Below are 13,243 nucleotides of genomic sequence, written 5' to 3'. Positions count from 1 at the left end.
CCTCCTGTCGCCTGCCTTTAAGGCTTCTATATTTTTATTTGTTGCGGTCGTAAATAATACGCAGGCCTTCCAGCGTCAACATCGGATTAACCTCATCAATACATTCCGTTTCACCGGCAATGAGTGTTGCCAGCCCCCCGGTAGCAATCACCTTCAGCACAGGGGCGTTCATCTCCGCCTTAATGCGTCTTACAATCCCTTCAACCTGTCCCGCATAGCCAAAAATAATCCCTGCCTGCATGGCATGGACCGTATTGCGTCCGATTACCTTCTTTGGCTTCTCCAGTTCGATCCGCGGCAGCTTGGAGGCCCGCTGATACAAGGCTTCTGTAGAAATGCCCAGTCCAGGCACAATCGCTCCGCCAAGATAGTTCGCACCGGCGTCAATGCAATCAAATGTAGTCGCCGTTCCGAAATCAACGACAACCAGCGGGCATTGATATTGTTCAATCGCAGCAACCGCATTCACAATCCGGTCAGCGCCCACTTCGCGGGGATTCTCATACCGCAGATTAAGCCCGGTCTTAATCCCCGGGCCTACGAGCAGCGGCTCCTTGCCGATATATTTCACGCACATTTCCACAATGACCTGCACAAGCGGCGGAACAACCGAGGAGATAATGACTCCTTCCACATCTCTGAACGAAATGTTGGACATATGGAACAGATTATGAATCAACACCCCATATTCATCTGCAGTGGATTGGCGGGCCGTGCTGAGGCGGAAATGGTGAAGCAGCTCACGTCCCCGGTATACCCCAAGGACGATATTAGTATTGCCTATATCTACAGCAAGCATCATGAGAAGGGCTCCTCCTTCTTCGCATTCAGATCCAGGCTGATATCCAGACTGGAGAAGGAGTAGGTCAACCTGCCGACAGAGATCACATCAACCCCGGTCTCTGCGATACGGCGCACGGTTTCCAGCGATACATTGCCGGAGGCTTCCGTTTTGACATGCGGCGCTTTGGTTTTGATGCGTCTCACGGCTTCTGTCATCAGTTCAGGAGACATATTGTCCAGCATAATAATATCGGCTCCTGCCGCGAGTGCCTCCTCTACCTGCTCCAGGCTCTCCGTCTCCACTTCAATGGTCATCGTGTGCGGAATATTGGCCCGGGCCCGCCCGACTGCCTGACGAATCCCTCCGGCTCCCTTGATATGGTTGTCCTTAATCATCACGGCATCGTAGAGGCCGAATCTGTGATTGGCACCGCCGCCAACACGCACCGCATATTTCTCCAGCATCCGGTGACCCGGAGTCGTTTTACGGGTATCCACCAGCCGGGAAGGCAATCCTTCAAGCTTCTGCACAAAGGAATGGGTACGCGAAGCAACTCCAGACAGACGCTGCATTAAATTCAGAGCCAAACGTTCTCCGGTTAGAATCGCATGCGTGCTGCCTTCCACCTCAGCGATAATTGTGCCTTTGGTGACAGCCTGGCCTTCCTGCACCAAGGCAGTGAACACCAGAGAGGGGTCAACCACTTCAAATACCAGCTCTGCCACAGGAATGCCGCAGATGATCCCATCCTCTTTGGCATGGATAATCCCTTTGGACTCGTGCCCGGCAGGAATTGTTGTGCGGGTTGTAATATCACCTGAGCCTACATCTTCATGCAGCCAGCCCTTAATCGTTTGTACCAGTTCTTCATTGTAGCCGTTAAACATCATCACTTAATTCCTCCACTATTCCCAGTTCGCGGATCAGGAGCAGATGCTTCTGCCACTCTGCATCATTACGCTGCGGGTAGTCCTCACGGTAATGCGCACCGCGGCTCTCATGACGCGCCAAAGCCGCTTCGGTAATCAGCAGACAGCAGGTCAGCATATTGGCGAACTCGTATTCCTCGCGTTTGGTCAGAGCCGAATGAAAAATAGGCAGCTGACGCTTCAATTCATCCAATCCCTTGGACAGCATCTCTTCATTCCGGCGCAGCCCCGCGTACCGCACCATTACTTTCTGCAGCTTCAGGCGGCGCTCGACAATAGCCTGGGTCGGGGATTCCACCCGCCCTTCGTCGCAGCCTGCTGCTACAACACTGCGGTCAAGCGGCGGCAGCTGGCGGATACGCTCAACAATCCGCCGTCCGAAGACAACCGCTTCTGACAGTGAGTTACTGGCCAGCCGGTTGGCTCCCTGCACCCCGGTAGAAGATACTTCCCCGCAGGCAAAGAGGCGGGCGATATTGCTCTCTCCGTTAAGATCGGTTTTGATGCCCCCCATCATATAATGCGCAGCCGGAGCCACCGGAATCCAATCACTTGTAATATCCAGTCCATAGCTCATGCAGGTCTGATAGATTGTCGGGAAGCGGTGTCTGACCATTTCTGCCGATTCGTGTGTAATATCCAGATATACAAAAGTCGATTTCGTCTGTTCCATTTCGCTGACAATGGCCCGGGCAACGATATCACGCGGGGCCAGTTCCAGCAGCTCATGATAACGCTCCATGAAACGTTCGCCATTGATGTTGCGCAGGACAGCCCCCTCACCGCGTACAGCCTCGGAGATGAGGAAGCGCGGCGCTCCCGGATAACTGAGTGCAGTCGGGTGAAATTGAATGAACTCCATGTCCCGAATATGCGCTCCGGCCCGGTAGGCAATCGCTACGCCGTCTCCGGTTGCCACCTCGGGATTTGTGGTATAGCGGTACAATTGCCCGGCTCCTCCGGAGCATAGGATGGTTGCGTCCGCCTGAAGGAACAACCGGCCGCCGCCCGGTCGCTGCACCAAGGCACCTACGCATTCACCACCGTCGGTAATGAGGTCAATCACAAAATGCTCATCCCATACCTCGATGTTCTTATGCTCCGCTACCTGCTCTGCCAGAGCGCGTACAATCTCGTATCCGGTAGCATCTCCATTAGCATGCAGGATACGGCGGTGACTGTGCGCACCCTCCTGGGTGAGCGCGATCACGCCGTTTTCCTTATCAAAAAGTGTGCCTAACCGGATTAACTCACGCACCCCTTCAGGCCCTTCATTCACAAGCACGTCTACAGCCGCCGAAGAATTGAGACCCGCTCCGGCCATCAGGGTATCCTGGCGATGATACGCCGGAGAATCATCTTCAGCAAACACTGCGGCAATGCCGCCCTGGGCATAGCGGGTATTGCTCTCCATAAGCGTTTTTTTGGTTATCATAATGACTTTCCGGTCTTCACTGGCTTTGATGGCTGTGAACAAACCGGCGATGCCTGAGCCGATGACGATACAATCCGTTTGCACCGTTGGAAGCCCGCTAAGGTCGAAATCAACCAAATATTGTGGAATCATGACCGCTTTTCACCTGTTTCAACGAAAGAGTAGCGCATGCTACCGGACTTGTAGCATGCGCTCTAGGGATGTTCTGGCTTTGTCGGCGACTGCGGGCGGTACATAAATCTGCGGCTTCATCGTCTCCAGGCATTTGACCAGTTTTTTTAGATTATTAACTTTCATATTCGGACAAACGAGAAATTTGGTGGCGAAATGAAATTCCTTATCCGGACTGTCCTTGCGGAGCTGATAGCCGGTACCGTCTTCTGTTCCGACAATAAACTGCTTGCGGTCAGATTTCTTGCAATAATCAATAATGGATGTAGTGCTGCCTACATAATCGCCCATGGCAACTACCTCAGGACGGCATTCCGGATGCACGACAAATTCAGCCTCCGGATATTTCGCTCTCATTTCAACCACATCTTTGACCGTAAGCATATCATGAGTATTGCAATAGCCTTCCCAAATAATCAGCTTCTTCCCGGTCTGATCCTGCACGTATTGGCCCAGGTTCTTATCGGGTACCCAGATAATCTCTTCAGCATCCAGAGACTCAATTACCCTGACCGCATTGGCAGATGTACAGCAGATATCCGTTTCCGCTTTGATTTCGGCTGAAGAGTTAATGTAGGTGACCACTTTGGCATTGGGGTGCTGTGCCTTCAGCTTACGCAGTCCATCCACGTTCACCATGTCTGCCATCGGACAGCCGGCACGTTCATCCGGAATAAGCACGGTTTTGTTAGGTGCCAGAATTTTGGCGCTTTCCCCCATGAAGTGAACACCGCAGAATACGATGACATCGGCATCTGTCTCCGCAGCCTTTTGAGCGAGCAAAAAAGAGTCCCCCCGAAAATCTGCCACTTCCTGGATTTCATCACGCTGATAATAATGAGCCAAAATGATTGCATTCCGTTCTTTTTTTAGCTGTTCGAGGCGCACACGAAGTTCACGATTCTGTTCCTGCTTGCGCTCAAGCGCCAGAGCTTCCACGGTCTGTTCTCCCCCTTATGTCTTACGGCCTTGGCCGTCCCATTCTAATCAAATTTCCCGGAGTCTCGCGGGTATGCAGCAGCCACCCGGCGCTGCGATTGCTTAGCCATTAGATTATTTAATATTTAATCACTAATGTACACAACGTTACTCCCACTGTCAATGTAACGAAGCCTCCGGCAGAGGGACTCCAGACCGTCTATGGGACAAAAAAATCCGGAGAACCCTAAGGCATCTCCGGATCATATTTCGAAACATTCCGTTCAGGTGACAATTAGACTAGGTTGCCGCCGCCGTCTTTATTGCCGTTATTAGAATCATTTCCATCTGCCGGGTCCGGGTTGTTCGGAATATCCTTGGACAAGTCCCCGATCGTGGATGGAGTGTCATCTGTTTTGCCTTGAATCCGGACACGCACATCACCGATGGAATCGATGACAGGCTCGCCTTCTTCGTGAGTCACGCCTGCAGCATCCTCAGGTTTGCCGTCTTCAGTCAGGTAGCCTTGCTCAATCAGTTCTTTGATCTGATCCAGCTCCAGCGTTTCCTTCTCAAGCAGCGTGTTGGCAATCAGGTGCATTTCTTTGGAGTATTTGGTCAGCAGCTCTTTGCAGCGTTCATAACTGCTGCGGATAAAGTTCTGCATTTCCTGATCGATTTCATAAGCGATGGAGTCACTGTAATTCTGCTCGTGTCCGATATCCCGGCCCAGGAACACCTGGCCTTGGGAAGTACCAAACTGCATAGGTCCCAGTTTATCACTCATACCGTATTCCATAATCATGCTGCGTACAATTCGTGTAGCCTGCTGGAAGTCACTGTATGCGCCTGTACCGATCTCGCCGATGAATAGTTCCTCAGCGACACGTCCGCCGAGCAGCCCGGTTACTTTATCAAGCAATTCCTGCTTGGTGACAAGCATCCGGTCTTCTTTTGGAAGCATAATTACATATCCGCCTGCGCGGCCGCGCGGGATGATGGTAACCTTGTGAACCATATCCGCATGTTCCAGGAAATAACCGACAATCGTATGACCCGCTTCGTGGTAAGCCACGATGCGCTTCTCGCGTTCGCTGATGACCCGGCTGCGTTTCTCGGTACCCACGATTACCCGGTCAATGGCCTCATCCACTTCCGTCATGGAAATATCCTTGCGGTTGCGGCGTGCAGCGAGAAGGGCTGCTTCATTCAGCAGGTTCTCCAAATCAGCGCCGGTGAACCCGGTAGTACGCTTGGCGATAACGTCAAGTCTGACATCCTTCGTCAGCGGTTTATTGCGGGAGTGAACCTTCAGTACAGCTTCACGGCCTTTGACATCCGGACGGTCAACCGTGATTTGACGGTCAAAACGTCCCGGACGAAGCAGCGCCGGATCAAGAATGTCTGCGCGGTTGGTAGCCGCGACGATAATAATGCCTTCATTGCCGCCAAAGCCGTCCATTTCGACGAGCAATTGGTTGAGGGTCTGCTCACGTTCGTCATGTCCGCCGCCGAGTCCGGCGCCGCGCTGACGTCCGACCGCATCGATCTCATCAATAAAGATGATACAAGGTGCATTCTTCTTGGCATTCTCGAACAAATCACGCACACGGGATGCACCGACACCGACGAACATTTCCACGAAGTCGGAACCGGAGATGCTGAAGAACGGAACACCGGCTTCACCGGCTACCGCACGGGCCAGCAGGGTTTTACCTGTACCTGGAGGGCCTACGAGAAGCACACCCTTAGGGATACGTGCGCCTACCGCTGCGAATTTGCGCGGATCTTTCAGGAATTCAACGACTTCGACAAGCTCCTGCTTCTCTTCATCGGCTCCTGCAACATCCTCGAAGCTGATTTTCTTCTTCTCTTCATTATATAACCGCGCTTTGCTCTTGCCGAAATTCATGACCTTGCCGCCGCCACCCTGCGCCTGATTGAACAGGAAGAAGAACAGGATGAACATGATAACGAGCGGAATGATGGAAGAGAGGAACGTCAGCCAGATGCTGTCACCCTCCATTTTCTTCTGCGTCAACTCTATGCCGTTATCATCACTGGCAGCGATGAGTTCATCAAGGGCTCGATCTGTAGGAGGAACAAATGTGGAGAAGTTCTTCGATTTAGCTTCTGCAGGCTGCTGCTTGTATTCACCGGTTACGGCAAAAGCATTGCCTTCGAACTGAATCGTCATGCTCTTCACATTGTTATTCTTGATCTCCTGTCTTAACTCATCGTATCTAGGGAAATCGGCGGATTCATTTCCATTGCTTACAAACTGGACAATGCCCACCACGACTAAAAATAAAATCAAATAAAAACCAGAATTCCGGATGAACCGATTCATCCCCTACCTCCTCTCACAACGCTCAAGTTATTGTACCATAGCCTGCCCAGACTCCTCAAATTGTCAGAGGCCAGGGGTTGGATCCGTAGATCTAAGGCTGTCGATTAGCTCATTTGGAATAAATTTCAGGCTTCAGTACACCGACGTAAGGGAGGTTCCGATACTGCTCGGCATAATCGAGTCCATAACCTACGACAAATTCATCCGGAATAACAAATCCGGTATAAGCAGCTTCCAGATTAACTGTACGTCCTGCCGGTTTGTCGAACAGGGTAACCACAGTAACTGAAGCGGCATTGCGGCCCTGCAGCATTTCAATCAAATAGCTGAGCGTAAGCCCGCTGTCAATGATATCCTCCACAATCAGAACATCGCGTCCTTCAACGGAAGCGTCCAAATCCTTGATGATTTTGACTACGCCAGAAGATTTGGTGGATGCTCCGTAGCTGGATACAGCCATAAAATCCATTTCTACAGGGACTGTAATCACTTTGACCAGATCCGCCATAAAAATAAACGCGCCTTTCAGCACACAAATGACGAGTGGCGTGCGTCCTGCATATTCCGTACTCAGCTGGGCGCCGAGCTCCCTGATTCTTTGTTGAATTTCCTCTTCGCTGATCAAGATTTCCTGAATATCGTTCTGCAACTTGCGAACCTCCTAAGTTATACTATGAAAGACTTACTTCGGCCATAACGCTTCTTCTCCCTTCTCCATATCCTCCAGAGACAACAGAAGAACCGAGGCCGTGTGCCGCCCTACTGCGGCATGCATCGAGCGCCTTACGCCCGGAATCCAGACGATATTGCCCAAATCATCACAAACGAGGGGAATCGCAGCGCGTTCGGAAGAAGGTATTTTATCATCAATGTAAATATCTTTTACCTTTTTGCTTCCGTTTAATCCCATAACCCTTATGGTATCTCCAGGCAATCGGGAACGGATGGTGAGTGGCAGAACCAGCTCTCCGCTGTCAAACCACGCCAACATTTTCCCAGAGTCCTCCCCCAGTACAGTAAAATTTTCTCTCTCCAGCACCGACATCGTCAATACTTTTCCTATCTCCTTAATTTCAACACGGGGATGAGGCAAAGACAGCCGATATGTATAGCTTGATTCCTGCTGCGGAGGCTTGGACGAGAACACAATAGTATCATATTGCCGCATGCAGATCAGTCCTCCACCCATGTTCAAACTCCATACAGTAGGATAATCCTGCAGCGTTCCCCGGCGTACTGCTTCAATCTTGGGGAAATCCAAGCTCGATGAATCCGCCGACAGATAATTTAATATTAGTTTAATCAAACGCCGTTGTAAAGCGGAGGGTATGGCCGTAAATAATGCTCTCTGCATGGTGCATTTTCCGGCATCGGCCAAAACAAGTTCGTTAAAGTATTTTTGTGCCGCCGCCTCCATATACTCATCTTCCGCCTGGACAATTTCAGACAATTGCAGAAGCGATTGCCTCACTTTCGGATTATACGCCTCAAGCGCCGGAATCAGGTTCAGCCGGACCGCATTGCGTCTATATTCTGTCATTAAATTACTGGCGTCTTCGGCGTATGGCAGGCCCTCCTGCCGGCACAGGCTGACAAGAGCTGTTTTGTTAATACGCAGGAAGGGCCGGATCAGTTCCACCTTTTTTTCGGTGCGTTTCCAGCGCATTCCCCCTAGGCCCGAGGGGCCGCTCCCCCGCAGCAAGCGCATCAGCACTGTTTCCGCCTGATCGTCCGCATGATGCGCAAGTGCCACCGAACGGGCAGCATAGCGATGCGCAGTGTCGATGAGAAACTGATACCGTTTTTCCCGCGCTGCCCCCTCAGGCCCGAGGCCGCTCTCTTTGACGAGTGAAGGAATATCAAACTCCGCCAGCTCAAAGGGAAGTCCAAGCCTACCAGCCATTGCACGGACCGCTTCGGCTTCTTCCACCGACTCCGGTCTGAACCCATGATTTACATGGGCGCATATTAAGGTCAGCGGCATGCGGTTCAGGGAAATTTCATGCAGGATATGCAAAAGAGCCACAGAGTCCGGCCCTCCGGAAACTGCGACTACAATGGTGTCATGGGGCGACCACAGCCCATGCTCGGCTGCAGACTCCAATACGGATTCCACCAGTTCCTTCATTTGCTCCATACGGCTCCCTTTCTACCCGGTCGATAGGCCAGAACCGGACCAATCGTCCAGTTTCACCTATAGTATGTATGATTTCAAAAACGGAATACGTAATAAATCATAAAGATCAGCACAAATAAAGACAGCGCAAATGCACTTTTCAGCCAACCGGGTGTCGCCATCGTTTCCTTCCCCGGTTTTCTTGTGCTGTAAATATGAATCTTCCAGGCTTCCGTGGCCGCTTCACTTCCCGGAAATCCGCCCTTCAGGGCCAGACACAGCCAGGAGGACAGCTTCTTGTCAGGCAGGCTTCTGGCCAGCTTCACCAGTTCGTCTGCGCTTCGGGTCTGCGGCAGCTGCGCTGCTGCGGCCTTTAGGCCCTCTTCATTAAGCAGCCGCAGACACAGCACAGCAAACGCAAAAAGATCGTAATTCTCATCCCCCGTACGGCTTCCGGCATTCCAGTACCCGCGGTCATGCCATTCGGTGAATTGCTTCACGCTGCGGCCCAGCGGGCTGGCGCCGCCGTAATCGATCAGTTCAGCCTCTCCGTAATTGGAGACCAGTACATTCTCCGGCTTCAAATCTCCGAACACAAAACCGCACTCATGCAGGTTCCGGAGTTTCTCCAGCAGCTTGAGGCCCACCAGCCCAAGCCAGGAAGCGCCGTTTTTGGCCAAAAAATAATGCAGCGACCGGCCTTCTACATAACGCATCACATAAAACGGCACGCTGTCCTTATAATCATCCGATTCGAGTAAATAAGAAGACAATGCGGATTCACGATGCGCCCGATGCTCTTTTCGCTTCCTGCTGGATTGCAGACTGGTCAGCACATTGATTTCCGATTGCAGTTCAAGGGTATCGTTGCCGATCTTCAGCGCATAGCGCTCCCGTCTGCCTTCACGCTGCACGAGATATACAGTTCCGTTCGCTCCTCTTCCCAGCATACGCTCCACGACATAACGGTTGCCCCGCCATTTGCCGCGGATTACTGTGCCGGCAGGAAAGGGCGGATTAGACGACATACCCACCAATCATCCCTTCTTTTTCATCGTAACCGCCATCTGTCGGACGTTCACGGTGTTCATCCAGTGTATCATAACGGTAATGCTCAAGCACCTTGAAAATGGCTGGTCCAGTAGGTGTGGCCCCACGCATCTTCAGCTTGGAGAACAACGAACGGACCTCGGACACATTGTGCGTCCAGTCCATATCGAGCATGGCCTCTTCACTGCTGGAGCGTCCGGGAAAATGGAAAACAGCAATTTCGCTCTTGCCCTCCCGCGCCTCCAGGCTAAGCGCCAGATCACGGATCGCATCTTCTACAGCACCCAGCTTCGGCTTCATGCTCGCACTGGCGTCAATGAGCAGTGCGATGCGCAGCGGAGTGGTCTCGGTCAGCTCATCGACAACCGTCACCACCTGCGAACGCTGCAGTGGAGGCAGCTCTTCCAGCGAACCTTCACCAAGAATTTTTTTTACCTCTTTATTAACCGCCTGCTGAATCGTCTGAACCACCGTCTTGCGGGTCATCATCTGAATCGTCTGTGCCAGCTGCGGCGTTCCAACGATCCGGCTGAGCCCGCCGCCGGCTTTCGCAATATCAGCAATCTCCCGGCTGCCCATCTCTCCGATGGTCCCATAATCGACAACACCGACCACATTGACGGTGATTCCCTCCTGCCGGGCATGCGCCGCAGCCATCACCGGACTCTCCCCTACGTTCGAACACCCGTCAGTAATAAGCAGAATTTGCTTCATAACCGACCACTCCCTTCCTTGTATATGTCTCTAGCATATCCAAGGTAGAGAGATTTCAAACGCCGCTTTGCGGGAATTTCAGAATAAAACAAGCCGTGAATAAGGGGAACTACGAGAAGTGTTTGGACTTCCGATCGCTGACGCTTCTACAGTTCCAAACCTCCTCTCCGTCCTTTCATTCACATTTGCTGCAGACAGCAGCGTCAGTTAAATGATAGATTAGCTCACGGTGCGCGGGCGCTCCATCCGCCCAATACCGGGCAGATGCAGGCTGGACCATTCCGGATGGAAGTGATCCAGGCGGCTGACCACAATCGTCATGTCATCATGAATCTCATTGCCCTGATACCGGATAACCTTCTCCAGCAGATTATCCGCCAGTTCCTGGGGATCATCACCCTCAAGCTCCTGGATTAGTCGTTTCATCCATATCTCTTTATTAACGGCATATCCGGGCGCATCGTAAATACCATCGGTCATCATGATTAGAATATCGCCCGGACGCAGCTGCATGCTGACAAGATCAACCTCTATCTCCTTGATGATTCCGATCGGCAGATTGCTGGCCGTTACCGGAATAACCTCGCTGCCGCGCCGGATGAAGCTGGGAGCCGAGGCAATTTTCATAAATGTAGTCTGCGCCGAGTACTGGTCGATCAGCGCCATATCCACAGTCGCATAGAATTCGTCGGGAGAACGCAGGAGCAGAATGGAATTGACGGATTTAACGGCCAGCTTCTCGTCCATTCCGGACTGCAGCAGCTTTTCCAGCATTCCCAGCGCCGCGCTGCTCTCCATGCGGGCCCGCTCTCCATTGCCCATCCCGTCACTGATGGAAACCGCAAAGGTTCCGTTGCCAAGTTCAACGGTACTGAAGCTGTCCCCCGACAGCATATCCCCGCCTTTGGCCGCCCCGGCAACTCCGGTATTCACCTCATAGGCTTTGGCTGAACCGAAGGTCACCATCGACAGCCCCTCCCGGGGATGAACTGCCGTTTCGTTCACCACGGCAATATTCTCTTCCAGAATGTCAGAGAGCAGCGGAGCAATCATCTTGCGGCATTCGTCGAAGCCGCGGGTATAAGCATGAACCACTTCAATCTCTACCCGCCCCGGGTCCAGACTCAGGATTTCAATGCTGTGGATGGATAAGCCCAGCTTTTCCAGCGCCTCACGGATCTGGCTTTCCTGGCGGTACATCGCCTGTCCTTCGCGCTTGATCTCATTGGCCAGGTCCTCCATTACCTGGGAAACTCCTGACAGCTGCTCGGCAACAAATTGGCGGCTGTCGTATATTTGTCTCTTCCAGCGCATATCATGCTGGTATAGCTCATATTGGCCTTTCATCACTTCCAGCACTTCCCCGGTTTTGCCGCAAATCCGGCTCCATTCCGGCGGAAGCTGGGCAGCGGTAATATTCGGGCATTCCTCCACAGTTGTCATCATATCGGTCATATAGCGGTAAGTCTGATAGAACTTGGCGTCCCAGCAGTGTGTGCGCCGGATGCAGCCCGAGCAGGCTCCTTCCGTCACGGTATTCATGAAATCCTCCATTTCACGATCTGATTTGCCCGCTTCTCCAGCGCGGGGAATCTGGCCGAAGCTGCTTGACAGCTGCCGGAACACCTGGGAGAACTGGGTTACCCGGTCTGCTGTAATATCCCTGACTCTTCTGGCATATTCATGCTGAGAGCGGCTATGGTCAGGTGTGCCCGGCACATACTTGGCAATGGCAGAAATCATCCCTTTAGGTGTTAGAAGAAACAACACTACAGCTGCGCAGGTTTCCCAGGTGGAAGCCATCACATCACCCGGACCGAGAAAATAGACGGACAGGATCGTTGATCCCAGCAGCATCCCAATGGATACTGCACCTTTACGTCCAGATTGCATCATGCCTGCCAGCATACCGGAGAAAGCAAGGAGGCTCATCTGATAGATGGCCCCGATATCCGCGAGGCTGAGGATCAGTCCGGTCACCACACCGACGGCTGCACCAAGTGGAGCACCTCCAGCCAGGGCAAAAATCAAAATCAGAAAACGGGATAGAATATGCTCAAGGGACAGCCCATTGACACTCCAGCCGACAAGGCCAGTCATGACCGAAGCCAGCAAAATAATCAGACAAAGCACTTCATCATTGCGCAGCGCCCTGCTTTTCTGCTTATAGGTAAAGACCGGAAGCGCCTGCAAAAATACAAGAGTGAGCACAAATCCGAGCAATGCATCAAGCGTTATCATCATCAGCGAATACCACGTAATCGATGGCCCCATCACGATTTTAAATAAACCCACCATAAAAGAAGAGACAAACACCATCAGCGGTGCGTAGGAAAGCTCTACTTTTTGAAAGCTCTCCAGCCCTTTATAAATCAGGAAAAAGATTATCAGTTCGGCGGCAACCATCACAGCACCGGGGAATGGAGTGAAAAGGCTTCCGAGAATAATTGCGGCGGCCACAGGCAATATGGAGTCTCTGCGCATAAATACAATAACGGCAAAATAAGCTGCTGCAAAAGGGGACAGCTCGTCCAGTATCATCGCACGGCCCAGCAGAAAGCCCATAAGACTTAGCAGCAGCATCCATTTTTTCACTATGAAAAACTGGATCATCGGCTGCTTCAGACTCCACGCTTTAGCGCGTTCACCCCAGCTATCCTTCTGACCCTTGTCATTGCCTCCAGCTCTTGTCCACTCCGGCAAATTCACCACATTGCTTTTACTCATTTCTCTGCACCACCCGTTTTAGAATTTATGGTTCTCATTATATAGCGGG

Annotated in this window: 10 protein-coding genes; all 10 read right to left on the bottom strand. The window is 52.1% G+C overall.

Translation table 11 applies throughout. From position 1 onward, the window contains the following. Positions 1 to 34 precede the first annotated feature (34 nt). The gene (locus PRIO_RS00310) at positions 35 to 802 is read right to left on the bottom strand and encodes a type III pantothenate kinase (protein WP_020426061.1); all 768 of its coding nucleotides are present in this window, start codon (positions 800 to 802) and stop codon (positions 35 to 37) included. Beyond that, entirely contained in the window at positions 799 to 1,674 is an 876-nt protein-coding gene (nadC, locus tag PRIO_RS00305; protein ID WP_020426060.1) for a carboxylating nicotinate-nucleotide diphosphorylase, read from the bottom strand. The genes PRIO_RS00310 and nadC overlap by 4 nt, the downstream gene beginning before the upstream one ends. Next, on the bottom strand, positions 1,664 to 3,280 hold the full coding sequence (nadB, locus tag PRIO_RS00300) for an L-aspartate oxidase (RefSeq protein ID WP_020426059.1): 1,617 nt from the start codon (positions 3,278 to 3,280) through the stop codon (positions 1,664 to 1,666). The genes nadC and nadB overlap by 11 nt, the downstream gene beginning before the upstream one ends. A 39-nt stretch (positions 3,281 to 3,319) precedes the next feature. Next, on the bottom strand, positions 3,320 to 4,258 hold the full coding sequence (nadA, locus tag PRIO_RS00295; RefSeq protein WP_020426058.1) for a quinolinate synthase NadA: 939 nt from the start codon (positions 4,256 to 4,258) through the stop codon (positions 3,320 to 3,322). 274 nt (positions 4,259 to 4,532) lie between these two features. Beyond that, positions 4,533 to 6,587: an ATP-dependent zinc metalloprotease FtsH gene (ftsH, locus tag PRIO_RS00290; RefSeq protein WP_020426057.1), complete on the bottom strand. Its 2,055-nt coding sequence runs from the start codon at positions 6,585 to 6,587 to the stop codon at positions 4,533 to 4,535. A 109-nt stretch (positions 6,588 to 6,696) separates the two neighbouring features. After that, complete coding sequence (hpt, locus tag PRIO_RS00285) at positions 6,697 to 7,236, bottom strand: hypoxanthine phosphoribosyltransferase (protein ID WP_020426056.1); 540 nt, start codon at positions 7,234 to 7,236, stop codon at positions 6,697 to 6,699. A gap of 33 nt (positions 7,237 to 7,269) precedes the next feature. Next, on the bottom strand, positions 7,270 to 8,724 hold the full coding sequence (gene tilS / locus PRIO_RS00280; protein ID WP_020426055.1) for a tRNA lysidine(34) synthetase TilS: 1,455 nt from the start codon (positions 8,722 to 8,724) through the stop codon (positions 7,270 to 7,272). Between the two features lie 74 nt (positions 8,725 to 8,798). Next, positions 8,799 to 9,731, bottom strand: coding sequence for a serine/threonine protein kinase (locus PRIO_RS00275; protein WP_020426054.1), 933 nt, complete (start codon positions 9,729 to 9,731; stop codon positions 8,799 to 8,801). Beyond that, on the bottom strand, positions 9,721 to 10,467 hold the full coding sequence (locus tag PRIO_RS00270) for a vWA domain-containing protein (RefSeq protein WP_020426053.1): 747 nt from the start codon (positions 10,465 to 10,467) through the stop codon (positions 9,721 to 9,723). The genes PRIO_RS00275 and PRIO_RS00270 overlap by 11 nt, the downstream gene beginning before the upstream one ends. Positions 10,468 to 10,686: 219 nt before the next feature. Continuing rightward, positions 10,687 to 13,194, bottom strand: coding sequence for a stage II sporulation protein E (spoIIE, locus tag PRIO_RS00265; RefSeq protein WP_020425554.1), 2,508 nt, complete (start codon positions 13,192 to 13,194; stop codon positions 10,687 to 10,689). Between the last annotated feature and the right edge of the window lie 49 nt (positions 13,195 to 13,243).

Source organism: Paenibacillus riograndensis SBR5, assembly GCF_000981585.1.
Taxonomy (GTDB): Bacteria; Bacillota; Bacilli; order Paenibacillales; family Paenibacillaceae; genus Paenibacillus_AQ; species Paenibacillus_AQ riograndensis.
Note: the sequence above shows the minus strand (reverse complement) of the source record. Positions and strands in the feature narration are given on the sequence as shown.